Annotated in this window: 32 protein-coding genes; 7 read left to right on the top strand and 25 right to left on the bottom strand. The window is 32.9% G+C overall.

Translation table 11 applies throughout. From position 1 onward, the window contains the following. Positions 1-16: 16 nt before the first annotated feature. Entirely contained in the window at positions 17-724 is a 708-nt protein-coding gene (gene deoD / locus I7822_RS11040; RefSeq protein ID WP_207977958.1) for a purine-nucleoside phosphorylase, read from the bottom strand. Between the two features lie 213 nt (positions 725-937). Between deoD and I7822_RS11045 the strand changes: the two genes are divergently transcribed. Both I7822_RS11045 and yoyE read left to right on the top strand, forming a co-directional pair. Beyond that, the gene (locus tag I7822_RS11045) at positions 938-1,078 is read left to right on the top strand and encodes a hypothetical protein (RefSeq protein WP_207977960.1); all 141 of its coding nucleotides are present in this window, start codon (positions 938-940) and stop codon (positions 1,076-1,078) included. Between the two features lie 5 nt (positions 1,079-1,083). Beyond that, entirely contained in the window at positions 1,084-1,233 is a 150-nt protein-coding gene (yoyE, locus tag I7822_RS11050; protein WP_207977962.1) for a protein YoyE, read from the top strand. Positions 1,234-1,277: 44 nt separating this feature from the next. Here yoyE and I7822_RS11055 read toward each other — a convergent pair whose 3' ends face one another. From I7822_RS11055 to I7822_RS11090, 8 genes are all read right to left on the bottom strand, one after another. After that, entirely contained in the window at positions 1,278-1,589 is a 312-nt protein-coding gene (locus I7822_RS11055) for a YodL domain-containing protein (protein ID WP_207977963.1), read from the bottom strand. A gap of 70 nt (positions 1,590-1,659) precedes the next feature. Further along, on the bottom strand, positions 1,660-2,286 hold the full coding sequence (locus tag I7822_RS11060; RefSeq protein WP_207977966.1) for a phosphatase PAP2 family protein: 627 nt from the start codon (positions 2,284-2,286) through the stop codon (positions 1,660-1,662). Positions 2,287-2,807: 521 nt separating this feature from the next. Then, a complete protein-coding gene (locus tag I7822_RS11065) occupies positions 2,808-3,404 on the bottom strand; it encodes a dienelactone hydrolase family protein (protein WP_207977967.1) in 597 nt (198 codons plus the stop codon). 185 nt (positions 3,405-3,589) lie between these two features. After that, positions 3,590-4,354 carry a MerR family transcriptional regulator gene (locus I7822_RS11070; RefSeq protein WP_207977969.1) on the bottom strand — a complete coding sequence of 255 codons (765 nt, stop codon included), beginning with the start codon at positions 4,352-4,354 and terminating at the stop codon, positions 3,590-3,592. 254 nt (positions 4,355-4,608) lie between these two features. Next, positions 4,609-5,223 (bottom strand): PH domain-containing protein, encoded by a 615-nt coding sequence (locus I7822_RS11075; protein ID WP_207977976.1) that lies wholly within the window; start codon positions 5,221-5,223, stop codon positions 4,609-4,611. A gap of 150 nt (positions 5,224-5,373) precedes the next feature. Further along, positions 5,374-6,144, bottom strand: coding sequence for a sporulation protein (locus I7822_RS11080; RefSeq protein WP_207977978.1), 771 nt, complete (start codon positions 6,142-6,144; stop codon positions 5,374-5,376). A gap of 16 nt (positions 6,145-6,160) precedes the next feature. Then, the gene (locus tag I7822_RS11085) at positions 6,161-6,955 is read right to left on the bottom strand and encodes a serine/threonine protein kinase (RefSeq protein ID WP_207977979.1); all 795 of its coding nucleotides are present in this window, start codon (positions 6,953-6,955) and stop codon (positions 6,161-6,163) included. Then, entirely contained in the window at positions 6,956-7,135 is a 180-nt protein-coding gene (locus tag I7822_RS11090) for a hypothetical protein (RefSeq protein ID WP_207977981.1), read from the bottom strand. A 139-nt stretch (positions 7,136-7,274) separates the two neighbouring features. On the opposite strand from I7822_RS11090, the gene I7822_RS11095 reads away from it, so the two are divergent. Further along, on the top strand, positions 7,275-8,372 hold the full coding sequence (locus I7822_RS11095) for a DUF2515 family protein (RefSeq protein WP_207977983.1): 1,098 nt from the start codon (positions 7,275-7,277) through the stop codon (positions 8,370-8,372). A 199-nt stretch (positions 8,373-8,571) separates the two neighbouring features. On the opposite strand, the gene I7822_RS11100 is transcribed toward I7822_RS11095, so the two are convergent. Beyond that, complete coding sequence (locus I7822_RS11100; protein ID WP_066332712.1) at positions 8,572-8,754, bottom strand: YozD family protein; 183 nt, start codon at positions 8,752-8,754, stop codon at positions 8,572-8,574. 508 nt (positions 8,755-9,262) lie between these two features. Between I7822_RS11100 and I7822_RS11105 the strand changes: the two genes are divergently transcribed. Continuing rightward, positions 9,263-9,451: a hypothetical protein gene (locus I7822_RS11105; protein ID WP_207977984.1), complete on the top strand. Its 189-nt coding sequence runs from the start codon at positions 9,263-9,265 to the stop codon at positions 9,449-9,451. On the opposite strand, the gene yodN is transcribed toward I7822_RS11105, so the two are convergent. From yodN to msrB, 5 genes are all read right to left on the bottom strand, one after another. Further along, the gene (gene yodN, locus I7822_RS11110; RefSeq protein ID WP_207977986.1) at positions 9,448-10,128 is read right to left on the bottom strand and encodes a germination protein YodN; all 681 of its coding nucleotides are present in this window, start codon (positions 10,126-10,128) and stop codon (positions 9,448-9,450) included. The genes I7822_RS11105 and yodN overlap by 4 nt on opposite strands. Positions 10,129-10,389: 261 nt before the next feature. Continuing rightward, positions 10,390-10,617, bottom strand: a complete 228-nt coding sequence (locus I7822_RS11115) for a YozE family protein (RefSeq protein WP_207977988.1) — start codon at positions 10,615-10,617, stop codon at positions 10,390-10,392. Positions 10,618-10,994: 377 nt separating this feature from the next. Beyond that, positions 10,995-11,120 carry a YjcZ family sporulation protein gene (locus tag I7822_RS11120; protein WP_207977994.1) on the bottom strand — a complete coding sequence of 42 codons (126 nt, stop codon included), beginning with the start codon at positions 11,118-11,120 and terminating at the stop codon, positions 10,995-10,997. Between the two features lie 309 nt (positions 11,121-11,429). Then, a complete protein-coding gene (locus I7822_RS11125; RefSeq protein WP_207977996.1) occupies positions 11,430-11,807 on the bottom strand; it encodes a VOC family protein in 378 nt (125 codons plus the stop codon). 248 nt (positions 11,808-12,055) lie between these two features. After that, positions 12,056-13,012: a peptide-methionine (R)-S-oxide reductase MsrB gene (msrB, locus tag I7822_RS11130; RefSeq protein ID WP_207978003.1), complete on the bottom strand. Its 957-nt coding sequence runs from the start codon at positions 13,010-13,012 to the stop codon at positions 12,056-12,058. A gap of 225 nt (positions 13,013-13,237) precedes the next feature. Here msrB and I7822_RS11135 point away from each other — a divergent pair, with 225 nt between their 5' ends. Together I7822_RS11135 and I7822_RS11140 are read left to right on the top strand one after the other, a co-directional pair. Next, a complete protein-coding gene (locus I7822_RS11135; protein ID WP_372442144.1) occupies positions 13,238-13,660 on the top strand; it encodes a MarR family winged helix-turn-helix transcriptional regulator in 423 nt (140 codons plus the stop codon). A 151-nt stretch (positions 13,661-13,811) separates the two neighbouring features. Continuing rightward, positions 13,812-14,057, top strand: a complete 246-nt coding sequence (locus I7822_RS11140) for a DNA alkylation repair protein (protein ID WP_207978005.1) — start codon at positions 13,812-13,814, stop codon at positions 14,055-14,057. A gap of 155 nt (positions 14,058-14,212) precedes the next feature. On the opposite strand, the gene I7822_RS11145 is transcribed toward I7822_RS11140, so the two are convergent. Both I7822_RS11145 and I7822_RS30220 read right to left on the bottom strand, forming a co-directional pair. Further along, positions 14,213-15,022, bottom strand: a complete 810-nt coding sequence (locus tag I7822_RS11145) for an alpha/beta fold hydrolase (RefSeq protein ID WP_207978007.1) — start codon at positions 15,020-15,022, stop codon at positions 14,213-14,215. A 281-nt stretch (positions 15,023-15,303) separates the two neighbouring features. Further along, entirely contained in the window at positions 15,304-15,432 is a 129-nt protein-coding gene (locus tag I7822_RS30220) for a hypothetical protein (protein WP_279381946.1), read from the bottom strand. A 317-nt stretch (positions 15,433-15,749) separates the two neighbouring features. On the opposite strand from I7822_RS30220, the gene I7822_RS11150 reads away from it, so the two are divergent. Continuing rightward, positions 15,750-15,920 carry a hypothetical protein gene (locus tag I7822_RS11150; RefSeq protein ID WP_207978009.1) on the top strand — a complete coding sequence of 57 codons (171 nt, stop codon included), beginning with the start codon at positions 15,750-15,752 and terminating at the stop codon, positions 15,918-15,920. A gap of 206 nt (positions 15,921-16,126) precedes the next feature. Here the strand turns inward: I7822_RS11150 and ypmT are convergent, their stop codons facing one another. From ypmT to I7822_RS11185, 8 genes are all read right to left on the bottom strand, one after another. Further along, positions 16,127-16,321 (bottom strand): protein YpmT, encoded by a 195-nt coding sequence (gene ypmT / locus I7822_RS11155; protein ID WP_207978010.1) that lies wholly within the window; start codon positions 16,319-16,321, stop codon positions 16,127-16,129. Between the two features lie 108 nt (positions 16,322-16,429). Beyond that, on the bottom strand, positions 16,430-17,251 hold the full coding sequence (locus I7822_RS11160; RefSeq protein WP_307847725.1) for a S1C family serine protease: 822 nt from the start codon (positions 17,249-17,251) through the stop codon (positions 16,430-16,432). 3 nt (positions 17,252-17,254) lie between these two features. After that, on the bottom strand, positions 17,255-17,551 hold the full coding sequence (locus I7822_RS29900; RefSeq protein WP_243459410.1) for a serine protease: 297 nt from the start codon (positions 17,549-17,551) through the stop codon (positions 17,255-17,257). A gap of 3 nt (positions 17,552-17,554) precedes the next feature. Next, complete coding sequence (locus I7822_RS11165; RefSeq protein WP_207978012.1) at positions 17,555-18,703, bottom strand: FxLYD domain-containing protein; 1,149 nt, start codon at positions 18,701-18,703, stop codon at positions 17,555-17,557. Positions 18,704-18,998: 295 nt separating this feature from the next. Further along, on the bottom strand, positions 18,999-19,580 hold the full coding sequence (locus I7822_RS11170) for a YpmS family protein (protein WP_207978014.1): 582 nt from the start codon (positions 19,578-19,580) through the stop codon (positions 18,999-19,001). A gap of 7 nt (positions 19,581-19,587) precedes the next feature. Then, positions 19,588-20,394: an SGNH/GDSL hydrolase family protein gene (locus tag I7822_RS11175; RefSeq protein ID WP_207978015.1), complete on the bottom strand. Its 807-nt coding sequence runs from the start codon at positions 20,392-20,394 to the stop codon at positions 19,588-19,590. A 216-nt stretch (positions 20,395-20,610) separates the two neighbouring features. Continuing rightward, positions 20,611-21,201: an SCO family protein gene (locus I7822_RS11180; protein ID WP_207978017.1), complete on the bottom strand. Its 591-nt coding sequence runs from the start codon at positions 21,199-21,201 to the stop codon at positions 20,611-20,613. A gap of 99 nt (positions 21,202-21,300) precedes the next feature. Next, a complete protein-coding gene (locus I7822_RS11185; RefSeq protein WP_307847719.1) occupies positions 21,301-22,275 on the bottom strand; it encodes a nucleoside hydrolase in 975 nt (324 codons plus the stop codon). Positions 22,276-23,046 lie beyond the last annotated feature (771 nt).

A 23,046-nucleotide genomic window follows, 5' to 3' on the forward strand; every position in this document is an offset into this window, starting at 1 on the left:
TGTGCTAGTGCACACGTTAATCTTTCTTTATTGCTGCATCAAGTGCAACGACGATCATATCATTAAATGTAGTTTGTCTCTCTTCTGAAGTTGTTTCTTCACCTGTTAATATATGGTCACTTACTGTTAAAACAGAAAGAGCTTTACGATCATATTTTGCTGCTAGCGTATAGAGGGCTGCTGACTCCATTTCAATAGCTAGGATACCATATTTTGCCCATTTTTCTAATTCAGCATTATCATTGTAAAACATGTCTGCTGTAAATACATTACCTACTTTAAGATTTAATCCTTTTTCAAGTCCTGTATCATAGGCCTTTTTAAGAAGATCAAAGTTAGCTGTAGGTGCATAATCAACTCCACCAAATGTTAAGCGATTCATTTGCGAATCAGTTGAAGCACTCATTGCCAATATGACATCTCGAACTTTTACATCCTTTTGAATCGCACCACATGTTCCAACACGGATTAACTGTTGTACACCATAGCTCTGCATAAGCTCATTTATGTATATAGAAATTGACGGAACTCCCATTCCCGTTCCTTGCACAGAAATTTTGATTCCCTTATATGTCCCTGTAAAGCCAAGCATTCCTCTTACTTCATTGTAACAGGATACATCCTCTAAAAACGTTTCAGCAATATATTTTGCACGTAACGGGTCACCAGGTAGTAATACCGTTTCAGCAATTTCATTTTCTTTTGCACCAATATGTACACTCATTTTACTTTTCCCTCCTATTTAAATGTAACTAAAGAGTCAATTTACTATACCATAAGAAATAATCCAAATAAAAGTTTCCCCGTGAGAAAAGATTATTTTGTGACTACCATTTCAAATACATAATATATTTTATGCTAATCATTTTTTTACAGCTTTATCTTGTGAAAGAAGGGAAATGATATGAAAGTAAATCTATTTAGGAGGGGAAAATATTTGAAAAAGAAACTAGAACAAGCTGTACAGCATGCAAATGAAACAAATCCAGGTTCTCGAAACAGATCACACCCTCAAGCATCAAAAAAATCAAAAAAACAAAAAACTCACGATAATAACAACACAAATGAAATGGGGTAAAATAAATGGGTAAAAAGCATCGTAATCGAAATACGCCTAAAAAGAATAATCATATTTCACCAGAAGTAACTGGCGCTGAGGAAATTGCTCATGGGAAAGAAGAATCTTCAGCAAAGCGAAAAAATGGTCCTGGACATAATCAAGAATCTCATTAATTTATGGCAGAGGAAAGCTGACAGTATTAATAAACTGTCAGCCTTTACCTTACGTGTATACGATTAATTTGTTTCCATCCTTCTGGATGAAGCTTATAATAATATTGCCCTTTTTTCCCCTCATCAATTAATAAGATATCACCAGTACATACATAGCGAGCCTGATAATCTGAGGGCATTCGGTCTGCTACATTAAAGGTTTGAAAAGCCTTTTCTAATACATCATTATGTCTATTCCCTTCAAGAAAACACCGATAGACAGCTTCATACCCTTTCTTGTCTCCAAACTTAGGAGTTTGAAAAATCGTAATATCATATGTATTTAATCGTTTCTTAACTAATAAAGAATAAACCATATTTCTCCCTCCCAGTAAGTCAGCATTGTATACTACTTAAATTAGCTACTGATGGAGAAAATCCCTTTATCTAAAAAAATCTTTTTTTGTCGAACAACGGATTTATTTTAGCTAATATTGTTGTCAAAACAATGAACCAGGCAAAACCTGCACTAAATCCGGCAATTACATCAGTAAAATAATGAACACCCAAATATATCCTACTTAATCCAATTAAGAAAATTAATGTTATCGTACTGATTAATAAAGTCTTTTTTTGTTTATTTGTATTACTCAAATAACGAATTAACAGATAACAAATAAAGCTATAAATAGCCATGGAATTCATTGAATGACCGCTAGGAAAGCTATAATGTAACGCTTCATATACTGCATTAAAAGATGGGCGTTCTCTTAAAAATTGCTCTTTAAGCTGATAATTTAGCAGTCTCACACTATAAAGCATTACAAATAAAAAGACGACATCTATAACCTTCCGTCTAATAAGTAAAATAATCGCAATAACAAAACAAATTGGTAACATGTATTTAATCGATCCGATATCTGATATGAATAAAAACACATCATTCAATAACGGTGAGCGAACCTTTTCGAAAAAAAGCGTTACGTTATTATCTAAAGCACCTATTACCTCATAGGGATAAATAATAGCGCAAAGTATAAATATAAATAGTGATATGATAAACCACTTTATCAAAGTCATTCCTCTCCTTTACTCGAAGACTTGGTTTTTAGTTAATTACCATCCTTTCTAATGATCATCAACCTCAAACCTAGTTGTCCATTGTTTGATCAAATTCCAAGCTTGACTAAAATTTAGTAAATGTTTCTAAATCAAAATGTTGAGTGACATCTTAATAGATAATAACTATATACTTCTTTTGCATCGGGGCGCGTAACACTACTCCTTTTAATTAATCGTACCGTTAGTGGTAAAGAAAATAAATGAGAGATTTTCATAATAATCTATGTCCCCTTAATTTTATTGGCTCTTTTCTAAGAGATTTTTAGAACAAAAACTAATTCAAGTTGATTGGAACGGATTGCGAGAATCCTGTGGGAGTAGCGGGACAGTTGAGACTCATGTGGCGTTTACGCCGAGGAGGCTCACCGCCTGCCCCGCGGAAAGCGAGCATCTCTCGCTGCAATCAACCAGACCGCATTACTTGGTAAATAGCAACAAAGTTTGCGAAAACAGCCATTTTATTTAATAAAGTGCTACCCTTTACCCATTAGAAATGTGATCATTTCACCGTGCGCTTCCCCTGCAGATGTTTTATTAAAGTTAGGTGAATATGGGTCACTAAATCCATGTTGTCCAACAAATTTATGTACCTCTATACTTTTATTCTCTAAAGTACAGCATAACTCATCCACATTAAATGACTTCTCTTCTTGTGGGAAAAATAGCTTTACCCTACACCTTGGTGAAATATATGTATAGTTCCTTATCCTTGAACCATAATACCCTACTATACCATCTACATAATCAAGCTCACTACATAACCAAGCAATTGTTGCCCCTACACTGTAACCAATCAGAAAAATTTTGTCATAGTGATCCTTTATATTTAAAACTAATTCTTTAACGGTGTTTAACGCATTCGCGAACCCAATATTTTCCATAAAATTTTCATACGCCATTTTCTCATTGGAATAGCTAAAAGTAATATTCTTTCCTAATAAATTTGGACAAATGACATCAAAATCATATATCGATAATGATTCGCATACTGTCCTAACGTGTTTATTAACACCATAGATTTCATGCAAAACAATTAGTGCATTTTTAGAATTATTATTGTAAATTAACATTTTCACCCTCATTATTTTAGGATTTTTTATAACTTGATGGAAACTTAATTACTATTACCTATTTTACTATTAGTTTAATATATATTTCCTCTTAAACTTAAATTTCCCCGTTTTTCAACCTGATTTGTTGATATTTTAGAAAAAAAACGATTGGTTTAAACCAATCGTTTGAAAGTTAAAAGAAATTAATTTTTCATCCCTGTATAAATGTGAACAGCATCTCTCAGAAATTCAGCAGTTCCAGGCTGTTGCTGATCATAATATGCAGTAAATCTTTCATCATCTACATACATTTGAGCAACTCCTGCATGGGCTTCCTTCGTGTAATGATCCCAATAAAAGCTTAACCATCTGCGATGTAAGTCTGCAGCTTTTTGAGCTAATTCTCCTGCTGGATCACCGGTAGCAAATGCCTCATTCAGTGTAGTTAGGACCTCTTCCCCTAGTTTTTCAATTTCAGAATATTGTTGTTTTGTCATATTTTTAATTTTTTGATTTGAACTATCTACTTGTTTATCACCATATTTTTCACGAATCTCATTTCCATATTTCTTTTCATTATCATCGATCATTTTTTGTTTAAAGCCTTCGAATTTTTCATTGTCTGACATATTCATTCTCCCTTCTGCTTGTGCTATTGTTTTGTCAACATTAGCAATTAGCATTTCTAATTGTTCTCGTTTTGCCAGAAGTTTATCTCGATGTTCTTTTAGTGCATCAGTACGATCAAAGGAAGGTTCTGTTATGATTTTTTTTATATTATCCAAGCTTACCCCTAACTCTCTGTAAAAAAGGATTTGCTGTAATCGATCGACCTCTGCCCCACCATATATTCGGTATCCTGATGAATTGCATCTTGCCGGCATAAGAATCCCAATCTCATCATAATATCGAAGTGTTCTCGTACTAACGCTCGCCAATTTCGCAAGTTTTTGCACTGTATATTCCATGCTTTTACCTCCTGACAACATCACTTTACACCTTAACGTAACGTCAAGGTAAATAGGTTTTCATAAAATTTTCACAGGTTTTTGGTTTAATTTTAAAAGGCATGTATCGTTCAAACGAAACATGCCTTTAAGTAACAATAATTATTCATAAAACAGTTGTTGCTTTACTTACATTTCTGGATTTAACTATATCAAAAAGACTGACTAAAAATCATGTCAGTCTTCGTTCAAAGTTTAATTATGAAATGGAACAATTAGTTATTAATGTACTTCTCAAATACTTCGCCAAAGTCTCTCTCATGGTATTGTTCACGAGCGGAGGATAGCCAATTAAAACCGAATTCAGTTAGCCCTTTGTATGTATCAGAAAGGTTGTTGTCATCTGTTCGAGCATTTTGAAGAACTGCTACAGCCTTATCTAAACTTTGTGTTGCCATATTTAAAATAATCTCATTTTCGTAGGTTATTTCAGAAATTCGGATAAGGGCTTTGTATAGATCTTTTAGTTGTTCAATTTGATCTTTTCTTACATCAATATCAAATGTTTCACTACCAATTGAAAATTTTATTTCTACATCCATATCGATCTTTCCAGCTGTTTCAAGCGAAACTCCTGAAATTTTATGTTGAGAATATGGATATCGATTCAATGTTCTTTTTGATGAAGCCGCACTTGCTCCATTTACGTGTATAACAGCAAGGTTTGTGAAGCAATATTCATCAGCTTTCGTTTTTATTAAAAAGTAGATTTTTTCATTATCTTCATGCATTACATAGTCATCAGCATCCGTTTTATCATAATCTGCAGGCTGAATAATTGTTCCAATATCAGATAACCCTAATGCATCTGCTGCTAGTTTTTTAAACATCTTCTCATCTCCATTTTTTTATAATGGCTGTTTTCGCAAGCTTTGTTACTATTTACCAAGTAGTGCGGTGGGGTTGATTTTCGTTTTAAAAGCAACAATCTCTTAGAAAAGAGCCTTTATAATAGTTGATATTTTCCACTCTATAATTGTTTAACTATGCTTCATTAGTACATCATTAAAGGTTGCTTTAATTGTAGGAAGTTCATAATCATGAATAATTAATTGAATCATTGATTCATCCATATCTAGTGCTTCTGAGAACAAACCAGCTAGTCCTCTTGCACGACGGTCAACTTCCATGATTACTTCTAGTTTTGTTTCGTCAATTTGGAAGAAAATCAACTCAACCTCATCGAATTTACCATAATAAGGACCTGAGGTTGGAACAAACTCGAATTCTTGAACAAACGGTAGTCTTTTACGAATTTTATATGAAGCTGCTTCATTTTTAACCTTTCTTAATTTAAAACCGAGTTGTGAAAATACGCTCATTGCTTCCTCTACCATATCACTTGGCAAAATGTCAATCATATCACGGTCTGTTGGATCAACTGAGCCTTTTATATCTACTCCAGTTTGGATCCACACTTTTGATGAACCGGTACTTATTGGAGTATCCATCGGGATTTGAAATTTAAAAGGAATGGTTTTTAATTCTTCTGGCTTAATGACAAAGGGTTCGTTAAGTTTAATTGTTGAAATAACTGCTTGTTTATGAATGATTTTATCATCAGATTCTTTTTCATATGTAGTATTGACAGTTAAGTAGATTTCATCAATATTTTGTTCGATACTGCCACCTTTAATCTCAACAATTCCTTCTGCTTCTTCACCTACTTTAATTGAAGATTGGGAAAGTTTTGTATCTACCTTAGCCGATCCGATTCCAATACTAGCTAAAACCTTGTTAAAAAATGACATATACTAACTCCTCCATTTAAATGCATTCTTTTACATCATTTATTAATAATTGGACCTCTGTATACGGTTCATCCAGTTGAAGCATTTTTCTTAATACTTTTTTAGCGATGGGTGTAATTTGTAATTCTTCTTCCCAGCTTCTTTTTTTCTTTGAGTTTGGTTCAAAAGAGGAATAGAGTAAAAACAATAAAAAATGTCCTAAAGCGTAAAAATCACTTTTAAAAGCAACTTCCCGGTACAATTGCTTTTCCAGATGATTGACTTTTTCCTCTATTAGACTTGTTTGATCTCCAAGCTTTCTTGCAAGTCCAAAATCAATAATATAGTACTCTTTATCATTTTTTAGTATGTTTGGAATTCTTAAATCCCGATGAATATAACCAAGGTCATGAACTTGTTTTACCAAGTGTAAGATATGGTAGAGCTCTTTAAATGCTGCAGATTCGGTGTATGAAATGTTTTCACGGAAGATTATTTCTTCAAATGTACTTCCCTTTTTATGCTCCATAACAATAAATTGCTTGTGATTCTCTTCAAAATGTTCATAAAAGGCCGGAAATGCTGAACTATTTAATGCTTTTAAAATATTTGCTTCACGTTTAAATGAATTCCGTCCTGATTCTTCAAGCATTTTATACTTCCGTAATTGTTTTAATACAAGGAGATGTCCTTGTTGGTCATTCACTAAATACGTGTAACCGTAGCTTCCTTTTCCGAGCAAATCTGCAATAATATATTTCCCACCAACAATTTCTGCAGCCTTTAAAGGTTTTTCACTAATTTCTATTAGTTTAGAGTAAATCCTGTTCATTTAACTACTATAGGAGCTAAAGAAACCACTTGATTTATGTTTTTTCTTATAATATTGATGGCCATATTTAGATGGATGATTAAACCCTGATTTTCGTTTTTTAAAATCACTTGAGCTATAACGATGATGGGAATGGGAAGATTTACTTGATATAAGTGATTTAAGAATTTTGCGTAACATGTTTGATCCCTCTTTTCTGTTTTATGTTTATATATACGAATTAAAAGAACAAAGGTTTCACTTTTTCATACAATAATACATCAATTATACCCGATTTTTTAACCGTGCAATAAAAGTATATTAAATAAGGATGGCTTACATGTTTGAACTTTTAAAAGCATTTGCTACGAATCAAAAGGAATACCCTACTATAGAAGAATCTGAACGGATAAAGCTTTATGATAAGATAAAACAATCATTAAATAATCTTACTCCTACTTTTACAACACAAACTGAACGTAATTTAATCCGAAGAATTTACAAAGAAACAGAACAACATAATGTTAATAATCTAACTCGAACAGAAGCATATCTCCGTTTTTTTTCCAAACATAAAGAAATTCATTGGGCATTTCTTGCTCATATGGTGTCACGTAATGGTGGATATAGTATGACCGACTTAAAAAGCTCGTTAATCGGCGATTTTTTTGACTATGAGAAAAAGCAGATAATGTTCGATTTTTTAGAGAGAGCCAATGCACTAATCTTTTATGATGCATATCCACAATTACTTTTATACGAAAAAAGCATGAATGAAAACACATCATATTTTCACTTACTTCCCGCTTTTCATATTTCAAAATTTATGATTCCAATCTGGAACTATTTTCTTACGTCCTCTAATTCTACCTTATTAACCTTAGCTCTCATTACAAATGAACAGAATTATGTAGAAAAACACTTAATGTCTTCGCAAACAACGAAAAATAACATCTTTCATACACTACCATATATTCTGCAGGAAAAAATGGGCTTTACACATGTAATTTTCCCCTATAAACGATATTCATTTTTAAGGTATTACAAACTTTCCGGAATTGAGGTTCATGAATTTTCCTCAGTGTCTGAACGAATTCGAATTGGAAAGCAGCTTTATTCGATCCTGTTTTCAAAGCAGCAATATGATTCAATATATAGCTTTGCCAATTACTTTGGCCACAGTGGTTCAAGAAGTGATTATTGGCCACACTTGTATACAATGGATAAGCATCATGTTCATAAAATCTATAGTCCTTCATTACCACATGCATGGAAAGATGTATCACATTCATTTCCTACAAAACAAGATTGGTTTACAGATATAGCTCAAATAAAATCCTTTGAAATTGGCATAACAATGAATCAAACAGACATAACAAATGATGTAAAACGTGATTTAAACATGTTATTGGCGCTAGGTAAATTAAAGTTTAACTAAACACAAGTTTGGTTAGTATCGTGTAGAAAAAAAATTCAAGATGAAATAGATCAATAGGAACATAATTTGAACACACAAATGAGACTGACTAAGTATCAGTCCTTTTTCACACATTCAGTATTATGGGGTATTAACCAAAATACATTGTGATTAGAATTCAGACGTTACACTATTTAGTCAGCCTCAATGTTATTAACTATTAATCTTCATTCTCAAAATCTAAATCTTCATCAATAATGCATTTGTTAAGAAGGTAATCAAACGTAATATCTGCTAGTTCTTCTAGCTCACTTTCACCAGGAACATACCCTCTTTTTGTGAGCTCATTGTAAAAGAACTCCGCAATCTCCTCTGTATCAATAATTACTTCAATTTCCTTCACAATATCGCCCCCCTTTTATTGTTTATGTCCTTGTAAATGGACATATGTCATCTAAAATCAATTAATTTTTCATTAAGGCTCTTTCTAAAAGATTGTTGCTTCTAAAACTAATTCAGGTTGATTGGAGCGGAGGTGCGAGACTCATACGGGTGCAGCGGGACAGGTGAGACCCCACAGGCGTTTACGCCGAGGAGGCTCACCGCCCGCCCCGCGGAAAGCGAGCAACTGGAGCGGAAATCAACCACACCGCATTACTAGGTAAATAGCAACAAAGTTTGCGAAAACAACCTTCATTAAAGGCTAATCTTAATTTAAACGAGACTTATCAGATCTTTACGGACAGTTACCAACAACCTATCTTCTTTGCTTCTCCTCAATCTTAAGGACGGGGTTTTATGTCCGTTAAGCCTTAAAAGTAAATAATATATATAGTTACTGGAATAAAGGAGGTTTTCTCACATATAGATAGATTTAAGTGGACAAGCATTCTTAATTAGGAGTGAATAATATGTTAAAAGCGGATTATCAGAATGGAATAATTGAAAAAGAAAGAAAATCAAATCACAGTATTCTTCAGTTTATTGACGGACCAGGATTTGACAAGCTTTTACAATTTTTACTTAGAGGATTATTTTTAGGGATGATCGTTTTTTGCATACCATATTTATGCTTTCTCTTATTTACCTGTTTTTTTTAATTATCGCTATCAGTTTCTCGATATCTTCGCAGACTTTTTAAAATTAAATCCATCATTTCTTTATATTCAGGTTCTCCAAACATTTGATAAAGTGCCTTATAGTCATTATAGATATCAAGTAATTCATCAATCATTTTTTTCTGCTCCTGTAGCCCATTTGCTACGTCGAATGTATCTGAACTAATATGATTGCTAATAATTGCCTTAAAATATCGGCCTGTATCTGTTTTCATGTTATTAAGATGAAGTTGTTGCATGAACGTTTCAGCGTCTTGATTACTTATCATTAGGCTCATCTCATCTTCAGTAGCTTCAAGCCATTCACCATCAGACATCCTTGTCAATTCATATGTTAGTTCTTCCCAACCATCATCAGCATATCGCCAAACCTCTGTTCTAATACCAACGATTCGAAATAATGAACTACCATATCCTTTAACTAGGACTATATCTCCAATTTGATAGAGAACATCAATGCTAATCTGTTCCGTTTCGATGACTGAACCTTCATAATCGGAATATAATTGAAGAGCGCTTTCAAAGTATAAAATTTCACTATGATTTACTTCATACACAAAGTGTTGGTCAACTTGATGTAGCTTCGTAATTGTCCCAACTGTGCCATACATAATAATCACGACAATGTCCCCTATTTTATATTTTGGTCTATTTTTCATCGTCCATCTCTCCTTTGTCGTGATTATGAAGGATAGGATAGTATATGCTGTATTTCTCATTTCGTCATGGGCACTTTTTGGATAAGAAGATGAAATTGAATAGTTCGTCCATTCAAAAAGGCGATAGCTTATTTTAACTGCCTTATACTTTTAGGAAAGAGTAAGAATTAGATGTTGACAAAAAAGAGAAATATTTTATTTTCAAAGTAAAAAGACATAAAGCCATCTTGTCAAAGATGGCTTTATGTCTTTTATAAACCCTTATATTTGTTTTAGGATTTCATTTTGATAACGATCCCATGCATCATCAAATACAGACATACTATTTAAATAATGCCCATTCATCTCTAAATATGAGCTTAACTCATCATAGCGATCAGAATTCTTAGGAAAACCATGATCAAGATATGCATCATTTGCAAATTTTGCAATATCATCCATTGGCTTAGGATGACGATATTTCATTAAATAATGATAAAAGGACTTCATGTCTCATTCCCCCAGCGACAAGATTTTTTTATTATAGCTTTTTAATGGGTAGAATGAAACCCTGTAGCCTATATCCCATAATAATTCTCCATAATAGTAAAGACACCATTTAAAAGCAATATTAAATCACTCGAAGACCTGTCGTAATAAATTCACCGTAAAACTAGAACAAAAGCGCAAGCGCCTTGAACAGCCTGGGGCAAATAAGACGCTTAAGAATAGAAGGTGTTCTTTACCTTCAATTCTTAAGTGGCTGTAGACCAAAGAGGGGCTAGGCGCTTGGATGCCAAGCGCTTATCCACAGTACAAGAATTTTATAATTTCCTCCTAGACTACAAAAAAGAGCCCCTAAATGGGGCTCTATGCCATTAGTATGTTTATCGTACGTAAGCTGCACCTACGATAATTAACAAAATGAAAAGGACAACGATTAAAACGAAGCTATTATCATTACCGTACCCAACGTCTCCATAAGGATATCCATGATCATAGTAACAATGCATATTTATCCACTCCTTATAATCCTAAAATTAGATTTCTCTTTTCTTTATGTCATGGGTGGGTTGTATTGCATGTGCATTCGCCTATATTTTATTAAAATAGATAATTTATTATCTATTGTCATGGATAACGAAAAAAAGCTACACAACAATGTGTAACTCAAAGTAAAACGGTTTTAATTTTAACGCTTTTCTAAAAGATAGTTGTTTTTTTAATAGTTTCTTGAACAAAAACCATTTTAAGTTGATTGGAGCGGAAGTCGATCATTCCCCAATACTTGTTATGAAGCAACAAAGTTTGCGAAAATAGCCTTATTTTTCAAAGAACTCGATCCATTCCTGATCAGGACCTCTAAAGAAGATATATTTTGCGTCGTTTGGAAGGACTGTAATTTCTTTGCTAATCCATTCAACACCAGCTTCATCAAGTCTCTTTTGTTCATTCTCAATATTTTCAACTTTAAATGCAACATGATGAACCTTCCCTTCAACAGGAAGGTCAGCATTATACCCCTCAATAAATTCAACAATAATTTCCTCATTTATACCTAAAAAGGCAAGCTTTTTATCCCCATCAGTATGTAAAAATTGATCAATTAACGTAAGCCCAACAACTTCTTGATAAAATGTAATCGATCTTTCGATATTAGCTACTTGTATTCCTACATGTTCAAAGCCAAGAACAGCCATCTCCAGCAACTCCCTCTGTATTTTTAATCATTTTTCTATATTATTTTACGCACAGACAAAACTTCTAGCTACCATTTATCTATGAAATCGGCACTGTTATACAACACTGTTGATAAATAGAAGCAAGAATTCCCTTCCCTAATCTAAAAACAACTATTAGATTTAACAGGGCCTTCAAATTAAAATGAAGGAGACTAAAATCAATGATAAGACAATTCTGTAGTTACCTCATTTTAGTTGATACCCTTTTATTCAAATAAACGAGTATACTGCCCGTATCCTTCTCTTTCAAGATCTTCTTTAGGAATAAACCTTAGGGCGGCTGAATTAATGCAATAACGAAGTCCATTAGGTCCTGGACCATCATTAAAAACGTGACCAAGATGAGAATCAGCAGTCTTGCTTCTTACCTCTGTACGAAGCATGCCATGTGTAGTATCCATTTTCTCAATAACTTCTAATTCCTGGATCGGTTTTGTGAAGCTTGGCCACCCACAACCGGCATCATATTTATCCGTCGAGCTAAATAATGGTTTTCCAGAAACAATATCAACATAAATGCCTTCTTCCTCATGATTCCAAAACTCATTTCGGAAAGGTGGCTCTGTTCCGTTATTTTGTGTTACTTCATATTGGATTGGGCTTAATGCTTCTTTTAAGGCTTGTTGATCTTTTCCTTTCCAATATTGTTCAATAAATTTATCTCTACCTGAACCTGTCCGATATTGCTTATATCTAGCAGTGCTTTTTTTATAAAAATCTTGATGATAACCCTCTGCTGGATAAAATGGCTTTGCTTCTACTATCATTGTAACGATTGGTTTAGAAAACCTTCCACTTTGCTCTAGCAGTTGCTTTGATTTTTCAGCTAACTGTTTCTGTTCCTCTGAATGATAGAAAATCGCTGTTTTATAAGATTCCCCACGATCGTGAAATTGACCACCTGCATCTGTAGGGTCAATTTGCTGCCAAAACAATTTTAATAAGTTTTCATATGGAAATATTTCAGGCTGAAATGTAATTTGAACTGCTTCGAGATGTCCTGTTGTATTAGAACAAACTTCTTCATAGGTTGGATTTTCTTTTTCTCCACCTGTATAGCCAGATATTACACTAACAATTCCTGGAAGTTCATCGAAAGGTTGTACCATACACCAGAAACATCCCCCAGCAAATGTCGCAAATTCTAGTTTGTCCTTACTCATTATGTAACGCCCCCTATTTAGTGGTTGTCTTTATTATATATCAAGATATAAATCGGATGAAAGTAAACTGATTCATCAGTTTGAAGATGTGAGGCATTACTCAGTTATTCTTTATTCTATAATGTGACGTTATATGAACAGCCTTGTATTGTAAATAACTTGACACATTCATAAACATTCCTTAGTCTTAAAAAAGAATATATTGTAGGTTCGGAGGAAATCAGCTTGAAAAGTCGTCAAGATAAAATGTATGAAATGGAAGCACTCATGCGGCATGTTTATAAGAAATTACGACAAGAAATGAACCAGGTTTATGATAAAGAAATGTCAAGAAATGAGTTTTTCATTCTCAAAACACTCTACGAACAAGGTTCAAAAAAGTCATCTGACTTATCTAAAATGCTAAATGTATCAGCTTCCCACATTACTGCAGTAACAGATTCATTAATTGAAAAGAGTTGGATACAGCGCGTTCGATCTGTTCAAGACCGAAGAATTGTTGACCTCCATTTAACTGAAGAAGGTAAAAACACATTAGAATTATTTGAAAAAAAGAAGACTGACTTTTTATTACAAAAATTCAATGATTTTAGTGACCAAGATATGGAAAACTTTATCACCTTATTTAATAAACTATTAAACGCTTAAGAACTCAATTAAATATATGAGAAAAGGCTATAAAACCAAACTATGCAAGTTTTCTATCATCACCTTGAATAGTGACTTATTATAGCTTTTTTACATATTTCCCACAAAATCGCACAAGCTAGTATTTAATATACTAGGAGGTGTAATCCGTATGTCAACCCCTTATTTATGTCCAAACTGCAAAACAAATCGTTCACGGTTTAATATTATTGAACAACATGTAAAATCGGTTAAATTAAATCCACAAACCGGAGACCTTGTTGAGGAATTAGAACAAGCTTCTTTAGACCCCTTTCATGTAGCATATAAAGGACCTCAATATAAGGTGCAATGTGGTGTATGCGGTCTTATTGAGGATGAACTATCATTTATTAAAAGAGCTCAGCTAAAACAATAAAATATATTATTAAGAACTTGGCTTATCACCGGGAACTAATGTTGAAAACCTTTATTATTCTTATACTATAAAGCATTTGAGATATAAATACTGATTATTACAAAAATGCCCCTCCAATCAACGTAAACATTGTTTAAAGAGGGGCTACTAGTTTATTACCTTTTGCTATCTGAAATTGTTTGTAAATAATGAAGTAAAACATCAACTAATCGATCAGGCTGTTCAAGCATTGACATATGTCCACAGTCTTCAATCACAGTATGTTTAATAGTTGATTTTTCAACAGAAAAGGCACGTTCTAATGGAATAAGTTGATCTTCTCTACCTGCAACTAAAAGAACTGGTACTTCGAGATTTCTCAACACGTCATTTCGATCAGGTCTATTTTTCATTGCATCAAGTGCACATATTGCACCATAATCAGATGTTCTATAACCAATGCTTTTCACATAATCTATTTCTTTCTTTTGTTCATTTGCATTCTTGACTGAAAAAAGTTTTGGTATTAAATCATTCACAAAAGGAACGATCCCCTCAGCTGTAATCTTTTGAATTCCCCTGTCTCTGTTTACTTTACCTTCTTCTGTATCAGGAAACGCAGTTGAATGCACTAGCACCAAGCCAGAAAGTTTTTCAGGGTGTTTTTCTGCAAAGGCAAGACCTATATATCCGCCTAATGAATGACCTACTAATGTTGCTCGATCAATCTGTAAAGAATTTAAAAGAATCGAAATATCTTCTGCCATCTCTGTTATTTCATAACTATCCCACGGCGTACTCGATTCCCCATGCCCTCTTAAATCAATCGTAAGAACTCTGTTTTTTTTCACTAAATGTGGAACGATATACTTCCAATAATTGTGATTACCACAAAACCCATGAATTAAAACTACACAATGACCTACACCTTGGTCCATGTAAGAAATCATATTATCTCCCACATTATGAGTAAATCGCTCCATCATTCACCCTCCGAGTTCAAATATAAACTTTTATCAGTTCAACGGTAATCGTAACAAACATTTAGTTTGAACTCAAATATTTTCGCAAGATAAAACAAAATGCCTCAAAAGCATTTAACAAACTAGTGTAGGGTTTCTAATCTAAAATAGAGTAAACAGATACGTAATAACACCTATTAAGGAAATCAGAGGTGTTATTACGTACTTAATAAATTACTCTTAAAATTTGCTAATTGCCTAGAGGTTAAACTTATCATTTGAAGAAATTTCCTGATCCTAACTAATCATTCACTGTTCTGAGTTGAATTAAAAAACATTTCTTTTTCATCTTTTTGAGTTTTCTTTTTTTTCGTCTTCTTTTGTTTCCCCATCTTTCCATCTGATTCATAGCTTAATTTTGATTCATTATCCATATTTATCCTCCTAAAGAAAGAAAGTTTAATCATTATTCTGTCCCTTATACGAAGAAATATGTTGAAATAGCATATCTTCTTAGAGGATTCGTAATGCAAGACTACTGACTGATTAAAAAACATAGAATCTATCTTTTTACCTGATTTTACAATAATTTACTGTAAATTTTGTTAACATATTTTATCTGTATTTTAATTTTCTAAAGAAAATGTACAGTTTTTGTAAAAAGAGTATACATGCCAGCATTTTCAATTATTATTAGATTGAGCCAGCTGGTTCACAAAATCACTCATTCGTTACATGGGAGGAATAAACAATGAATAAGAGTTTATTATTGAAAGTTGGAGCATCATTACTTGCTGTATTTTTAATGGCTGCATGTAACAACACAGAGGATACTGAAACAGAAGACACAAACACTGAAGAAACAGGAACAGAAACTGAAGAAGAAACTACTGAAGAAACTACTGAAGAAGAAGCTGAATAAATTCTTAAATTTTTAAAAGCAAACAAATTATTATGTACTTAAAGATTCATCCAAATGAAGGAAAAACTATGTAATGCTTTAAGCCCTGCTCCTAGCAGGGTTATCTCTAAATCAAATGTAAAGGATCTCTGTGCAGAATAAGTTAGCGCAGCTTCCGACACCATTTCCTTCAAACAAAAAATGAGAGGTTCAGACCTCTCATTTTTTCAACTATTGTTTTTTTGCTTTTCATCTTTCATATGCCACAAATAAACCGCTATACTTAAAAACAACGTACTGTAACCTATATTCAGATAAACTTCATCCATATTTTCAGCAATAAGTTGCTGATAGGCAACTCCGCCAAAAATTAGTGAGATTAATATCGCTACGATACCAAATAAAACAAATTTGTTTTTCATATATGATCCCCCACATCTTCATTTTCATTTACCAGAAATTCACTTATCGTGTTTAGTATAAACAACAAATAAAACCTTATAAACATTAAATGATGCCAATGAACTAGATCAGTGCAATTTTTTCTCTATTATGATTTTCGCTTGGTCATTTTCGTAGGCAATTTCGTAGTTTATTTTATAGGTTTTCGAAACCTGTTCCTCTCCATTTCGTTCTAATGAAGTTAAGACAGCTTCGACAAATACCTTATTTTCTTTGTTTTCTGTCTTTAATTCTTCAATGCTTATTGAAATGATATTCAAATATTGATTTCGAAATGTATCATAATCCATATTAGATTGCCATTGACTACCTAAAAGCGAATATGCGGTAACAAAGTCGCGGAAATTTATACTTTCAATAAAATAGCTAACCAGATAATCAGATGTCTCTAGCATTTTATTTTCGTCTATTTCAGCAAAATCGTCAATAGCTGATGTTACTGGAAGGTTTTTCATAGGTGTTTCAGACCAAGAATTAACTAGTGGAAACACAGAGTTTATAGGGATACTAAAGCCGATGTTTCCTTGTTCTATACGAGCTGAGTTTATTCCAACCACCTTACCAGTTTTTCGATCAATTAGTGGCCCACCACTATTCCCAGGTGCGATTGGTGCCGAGATTTGATATACATTCTCATATGTATACGAATCAACCTCTAATTCTCTGTCCGTTCCACTGATAATTCCTGTTGTCACAGTATTTTGATAACCTAATGGACTACCTAAAGCTAAAATTTCATCACCTATTTCTAGCTTACTATTAGATGATAATACCAAAGGTTCAACATCTTTTAATCCATCAACTCTTACAACGGCAACGTCTGTTTCTGTACTAATCCCAATAACTTTACCCTCATAGCCTTTAGCATCAGTTGTCCTAATTTTTACGATTTCTTACCCATTTACTACATGTGCATTCGTAATGACATCACCTTGATCATTGTATAAAAACCCTGATCCAATCGATCCATCATCAAGCTCAACCATAACAACCTTCTTCTGAGCCTCTCGAATAATTTCCTTTAAATCAGGAACTACTTGTTCCTTACTAGTAATATTATCTTTTTTTAGAATTAATGATTCAGAAAACACATTTTCAGCTGTTTTATCTTTTATATATATATAACCAAAACCACCACATATCCATATAAGAACAGATACAATGATACTAAGAAGCAATTTTTTATTCATAAATTATCCTTTCTTCTCTTCAAGTAGCCAGGATATATTATTAATATTCACTTTCGCATTTTCCTTCGCTGAATATGTGACATGTTCAAAATTCCCTGCTTGACCAGGCTCTAGTTTATTTGGAAATACATTCGTTTTTCCTTTTTCTATTTTTTTTCCGTTCTTATCTACGACAGTAAATTCAATAATAATTGAATAGACAGTCTCTGTACCGCTATTTTTTACTATACCATCAATATATGCATCTCCATATTTGTCAACCTTTAATGTAATGCTAGATACTTGTACGGCTTTTGTGAGGTTACGTTCTTCTTCTTTTTTTGCCGCTAGTATAGCCTTCTCTATCCGTTCTTGTTCTGCCTTTTCAAAGGAAGACTTTTCCTCTGTTATTCTATCTTTTAAGGATAAAAGCTTTTCATTGTTAACAACATATTGAAGTGCTTCATCAATAATATTAACAGCTTGATTAAAATGCTTATTCTCTAGATTTTGTTCTGCATTGGTAGCACTAATCATTACCATCTTTGTGAAGATTTGTTGTTTTAACTCTGAAGCTTCTTGTAGTTCTAAAGAATATAAGGTAGAAAGCATATCTGCAAGTTCATCAATTGTCGTGAGTTTATTAATTTCTTCTTTTATTTCACCAACTTTTACACTTGTTTCTACCTGCTCTATATGATTTGTGAGATTGATAAATAATGGAGAGCTATTTATATTAACTTGTCTCTTTAAAAGGTTAATCTCTTTTTGCGCGTCATCAAAGTGCTCATTCATAATTTTCTTTTCTACACTAATTAAATCTTCATTTAGCTCTTTAATTGACAAGATCATTTCTTTTTCCTTCTTCAATATATCGTAATCATTACGATATGATAGGCCTTGTTCGATATATTCTAATGCTTTATCATATTCTCCTGCTAGCGCTTTTCTTTCTGCATTTTCTTGAAAAACTAACACCTTTTCGTTAATTTGTGATTCATAGAATTTTACAGAAAATAAAAATAAAATAACAATTATCAGGCTTATAATAGGTAGGAGATAGTGTACCTTTTTACTAGTTATTTCTGCATGCTGATTGAGCTGTTTACCACAATTAGAGCAGTAGTTAGCGTCATTTTCTAAATGATTGGCTCCACAGTTTATACAAAACATTAAGAAATCCTCCTCTTTTCTGTGGTAAAGGGGACGGAGCACCACAATCTAGTGTTTTTAAGTATCTTTATCCCTCAAAACAATCAATCTACTTTTTGTATCAAATTATCATGTAATAAAGCTCTATACTATTCGACATATATATTGTTTAGTATACATGTTTCGTCATTTTCATACTAGGTTTTCAATACAGGGTAATTCGTACCTTTTCTAAATATGAGAGGGTGAATGTTTAGAAAACTAAAAATCAAAAAGAGAACCAACATAGAAATTATTAGTCCCCTTTTTATCAACTTTATGGTAAAGGCACAAACAATGTAAACGTTATATCATCTTTTTTCAGATTAAAGCTTTCTGCTCGAGCACTTAAATCATTTTTCAAAGTAAGTTCATCAAGATTGATATCAATTTCTTTTTTACTGGAGTCAATTACTACATAGCTTGGAAGATCGTAATTGGTATTCATATATTTCAAAACATATGATATCGGTAATTTTAACCTACCTATTGATAATTCCTTTACGATTAATTGCATATTTCCATCGGATTTTACTTTTGGTTCGAGTATTAATGTCATATCAATATCTTTATTAAATGCTTTAATCACTCCATATACATTTACATTTTCCTCTAACTCAACTCGATATTGTAAGTTTTTTTGATCTGTTTCTTCTTCCAAGTAATGATTAATTAAGTCTGTTAACGATTTTTTTTCTGTACTTATAAGAAATGGTATTGATACATCTTCACCATTTTTGTCCATTTTAACTTCTTCATTCGGCTTTTTACTAGGTATTAGCAACGAAGTCGCAACAAAAATGATGAAGAATACATTTATTATAATTAGTACAAGAAACGATATTTTCCATTTATTCATGAAACACTCACTCATTTCTACCTGTTGAATCCAGATATATCTCATTTTTCTTTAATGCATCATAAACTTTGTCTGCAATTAAAGAATACCCACTTTCATTAGGATGAAACTCATCTTTATAAAGAAGCCTTTCATCACTCTCCATGGAAAATAATTGATCCACGGATACATAGACGGCCTTTTCATCTTGTTTTATCATTTGTTGAGTTGCTAAATTCCATTCGTTTATAATCATATCTATTTCAGTTAATTTAGGTAGCATATATTTAAATGGATTATACAAGCCCACATAAACAATGTATGCAGATGAATTAAGCTCTCGAACTGTAGTCAGGATAGATTGAAATCTATTTTCATAGTTTTTCTGTTCTTTACGAAACGGTTTAAAGTCAAGAGATAAAATGTTATTACGAACAACACTCATGATATCATTACCGCCAATCGTCATAAGAATTATATCCGCATTTTTTATACTAGTAATCACTTCTTCTTCCTTCAGCTTTTTTTGAAGATTACTAGTTTTATGTCCTCTTACTCCATAATTATCTACCGCTACTTCTTTAATATTTTCTTGTTGTTCTAACTTCTCCCTAACCATTCCAACATATCCACCTTGATTCGATTCATCTCCTACTCCTTTTGTCAATGAATCTCCAATCCCAACTACTTTTATTGATGAGAGAACGAACTCTTCAGATGGTTCAGCTTTTTTTGTCAAAGTTACAGGTCTTGATTCAAGTTTTGAGCTTTGTTCAGACATACAACCTGTTAGCAATAGACACATACTACTAACAATTAACATTTTTCTAATCATAAAATCACCCTGCTATTTAGTCTAGGGACAAAGTATATCATTTTATTAAGAGCATATTTTAGTAAAAAAGATTCCAAATGGAATCTTTTTTGCGTAATCTAACTATAATTTATCCCTTTTAAACGGGCACTAAAACCTATATTAGTAGGTGCCGATATATATCCGAGGAAAGACACAATGCTGGGATTAGCAAACCAAAAGACATGGGGCCTTAAGCTATTTTGTTAAAGCTTTAATATCAGTTATCATTTGATCATAAGGTGGCTGATCAACTCCATCATAATCTTTCATAACTACTCCATTTTGGTCAATTAAGTAAAAGCTAGTGCCATGAACAACTTGATCAGAATTACCTGGCTTTTGAACAATTGTTTTAAAGCTATCCATAGCGAATTCCTCAATTTCATTTTGAGTGTAACCTGTTAAAAAGCTCCAGTTTTCAAAAGAAATTGAATAAGGTTCAGCAAACTCCTTTAATTTTTCAGGTGTATCAACTTCAGGATCAACGCTGAAAGAAATAATCTTCGCATCTAATCCCTCTGCTTTAATCCTCTCTTGTATCTCAGTCATATGCGCGGTCATTGGAGGGCACACAGTTTCACAGCTTGTAAAAATAAAATTAGCAATCCAAACATCACCCTTTAAATCCTCCAAAGAAACATCTTGCCCATCTTGATTTTTGTATTGAAAGGACTGTACCTCATAATTCAGTGGATCTGTTATCGGAGATGAATTACCACATGCAGAGATAAACAAAAGTACAAGCGCAAATATAGAAAATAATAATACATGTTTAATATTCTTCATTAATCTTCACCCTTCGTTTTTCATCGACAACTAAAAGTGTATCAAATTACCTGGTGTAATAAAAGGCAAAGCTTGTGAAGAATTAATGACATCATGACATTAAAAATTTGTTTCGTTTTTAAAAGTTCTAATAACATCTGAAACAAAGTAATCATAATCAAAACGGATCGCTATAGAATGTTTTGGGAATTCTGCTAACTCTTTATAAGGTCTAAAATCACCTATACTTAATCCTCTAGCATCACCATTACTTGTATCAATTTTTACTGGCTTTTCTATAAATTGAAATGCATCGTTATTAACAGTTGCCCATAATGCTAAAAGGTCATGCATTGGTCCACCTGATATAGATGGATCTCTTTTTTTATACCAATTTGAATAGTAATCAATCATCGGTTTTAGCATTTGACCAACCTGGTCGTCTTTTGCCTTTGTAAATTCATACAACTCATTTAACTGTTTTTCAGGAATAATTGCATAATTTGTGATATTTAACGGAAAGATTTTTATATTTTCAGCATACGTAAGAACAAGGTTAGCTGCATAATGATCACTATAAAAATTAGCCTCAGCTACTGGTGATGCATTACCTGGATATAAAAATGCTCCACCCATAATATATAGTTCTTTTACCTTTGACATTAGATTAGGATAGAGGACAATTGCTGTGGCTAAAGATGTTAATCTCCCAACATTTACAATAGTAAGCTCATGTTCGTATTTGTTAATAACTGAAGAAATCTGATGGAAATTTTCAAATTCAGATGGTGGTTCCTGTTTTATTTTTGGGTAGATGGGACCCATTCCATATTCACCATGGATTTCAGGAAAATAAGTCGGATTCTCGCCTGTTAATGGTTGAACTGCTCCACCGATAATCGGAATATTTGTTTTCTCTGTTATTTCTTGGATAAATGTTGCCGTCCTCGTCGCATTCTCTTTTGAGATATTTCCATAATCAACAACAACACCAACAATATCAATTTTTTCACTATAATAAGCAAAAAGTAACGCGACAATATCATCAATTCCAAAGTCTCCAATAAAAAGAACTTTTTTCTTAATAATATACACCACCTTCATCATGTTTTTGTTTAATTAAATTATATGTCATTAAAACCCAGTTATTTCAAAACTCCTGTTCTTTCAACATATTAATGATTGTGATATTTTTATTTACATATTAATAGAACTAAATTGTAGGCTGTTTTCGCAAACTTTGTTGCTATTTCCAAGTATGCGGTGTGGTTGATTGCAGCGAGAGTTGCTCGCTTTCCGCAGGGCGGGGGGTAAGCCTTCTCGGCATAAACGCCTGCATGAGTCTCACCTGTCCCGCTGCTCCTGCAGGAGTCTCGCAATCCGTTCCAATCAACCTGACCTGAATTAGTTTTTATTTTAAAAGCAACAATCTCTTAGAAAACAGTCAAATTGTATTATAAATTACGTAAATAAAATGGAGCGTAGCATGGGAGATCCTCAGGTAATAGCTCAGGACTCACGTTTAGCGAAATAAACTGGACCTGCACGTCCTGCATTTAGAGGCTAGAAACTAAAACGAGTACAAAAATGTTTTACTTTCTCTTAAAAAACTCGCCTGTTCCCAAGGTCTAATTGTGAAAGTCTTCGTTTATCTTATTTTATCTTCCTCGTATGAGATAAATTCAATTCTGAACCTAAAAAAGGGACTAGCAAAAATCTGTTATTATCCCCTTATAGTGGACAGTAAAAAGAAAGGATTGTACTGTCTTCTATGGAGGGGATTTTTTCATGGGGAAAATTAGAACAACCTATACAAAAGAAATTAAGCTAAAAGCGATTAATTTATACCAAAAGGAAGATATGGGT

The organism is Metabacillus bambusae (assembly GCF_017497975.1).
Lineage (GTDB): Bacteria > Bacillota > Bacilli > Bacillales > Bacillaceae > Metabacillus > Metabacillus bambusae.

Coding starts and splice junctions, on each gene's coding strand:
- yoyE (WP_207977962.1), top strand. CDS start 1,084: ATGGGTAAAAAGCATCGTAATCGAAATACGCCTAAAAAGAATAATCAT.
- I7822_RS11145 (WP_207978007.1), bottom strand. CDS start 15,022: ATGATGGAGCGATTTACTCATAATGTGGGAGATAATATGATTTCTTAC.
- I7822_RS11115 (WP_207977988.1), bottom strand. CDS start 10,617: ATGAAGTCCTTTTATCATTATTTAATGAAATATCGTCATCCTAAGCCA.
- I7822_RS11085 (WP_207977979.1), bottom strand. CDS start 6,955: ATGAACAGGATTTACTCTAAACTAATAGAAATTAGTGAAAAACCTTTA.
- I7822_RS11070 (WP_207977969.1), bottom strand. CDS start 4,354: ATGGAATATACAGTGCAAAAACTTGCGAAATTGGCGAGCGTTAGTACG.
- deoD (WP_207977958.1), bottom strand. CDS start 724: ATGAGTGTACATATTGGTGCAAAAGAAAATGAAATTGCTGAAACGGTA.
- I7822_RS11175 (WP_207978015.1), bottom strand. CDS start 20,394: ATGATTAGAAAAATGTTAATTGTTAGTAGTATGTGTCTATTGCTAACA.
- I7822_RS11065 (WP_207977967.1), bottom strand. CDS start 3,404: ATGTTAATTTACAATAATAATTCTAAAAATGCACTAATTGTTTTGCAT.
- I7822_RS11125 (WP_207977996.1), bottom strand. CDS start 11,807: ATGGCTGTTCTTGGCTTTGAACATGTAGGAATACAAGTAGCTAATATC.
- I7822_RS29900 (WP_243459410.1), bottom strand. CDS start 17,551: ATGAATAAAAAATTGCTTCTTAGTATCATTGTATCTGTTCTTATATGG.
- msrB (WP_207978003.1), bottom strand. CDS start 13,012: ATGAGTAAGGACAAACTAGAATTTGCGACATTTGCTGGGGGATGTTTC.
- I7822_RS11075 (WP_207977976.1), bottom strand. CDS start 5,223: ATGTTTAAAAAACTAGCAGCAGATGCATTAGGGTTATCTGATATTGGA.
- yodN (WP_207977986.1), bottom strand. CDS start 10,128: ATGAAAAATAGACCAAAATATAAAATAGGGGACATTGTCGTGATTATT.
- I7822_RS11095 (WP_207977983.1), top strand. CDS start 7,275: ATGTTTGAACTTTTAAAAGCATTTGCTACGAATCAAAAGGAATACCCT.
- I7822_RS11150 (WP_207978009.1), top strand. CDS start 15,750: ATGAATAAGAGTTTATTATTGAAAGTTGGAGCATCATTACTTGCTGTA.
- I7822_RS11055 (WP_207977963.1), bottom strand. CDS start 1,589: ATGGTTTATTCTTTATTAGTTAAGAAACGATTAAATACATATGATATT.
- ypmT (WP_207978010.1), bottom strand. CDS start 16,321: ATGAAAAACAAATTTGTTTTATTTGGTATCGTAGCGATATTAATCTCA.
- I7822_RS11080 (WP_207977978.1), bottom strand. CDS start 6,144: ATGTCATTTTTTAACAAGGTTTTAGCTAGTATTGGAATCGGATCGGCT.
- I7822_RS11090 (WP_207977981.1), bottom strand. CDS start 7,135: ATGTTACGCAAAATTCTTAAATCACTTATATCAAGTAAATCTTCCCAT.
- I7822_RS30220 (WP_279381946.1), bottom strand. CDS start 15,432: ATGGATAATGAATCAAAATTAAGCTATGAATCAGATGGAAAGATGGGG.
- I7822_RS11170 (WP_207978014.1), bottom strand. CDS start 19,580: ATGAATAAATGGAAAATATCGTTTCTTGTACTAATTATAATAAATGTA.
- I7822_RS11180 (WP_207978017.1), bottom strand. CDS start 21,201: ATGAAGAATATTAAACATGTATTATTATTTTCTATATTTGCGCTTGTA.
- I7822_RS11120 (WP_207977994.1), bottom strand. CDS start 11,120: ATGCATTGTTACTATGATCATGGATATCCTTATGGAGACGTTGGGTAC.
- I7822_RS11105 (WP_207977984.1), top strand. CDS start 9,263: ATGTTAAAAGCGGATTATCAGAATGGAATAATTGAAAAAGAAAGAAAA.
- I7822_RS11140 (WP_207978005.1), top strand. CDS start 13,812: ATGTCAACCCCTTATTTATGTCCAAACTGCAAAACAAATCGTTCACGG.
- I7822_RS11165 (WP_207978012.1), bottom strand. CDS start 18,703: ATGTTTTGTATAAACTGTGGAGCCAATCATTTAGAAAATGACGCTAAC.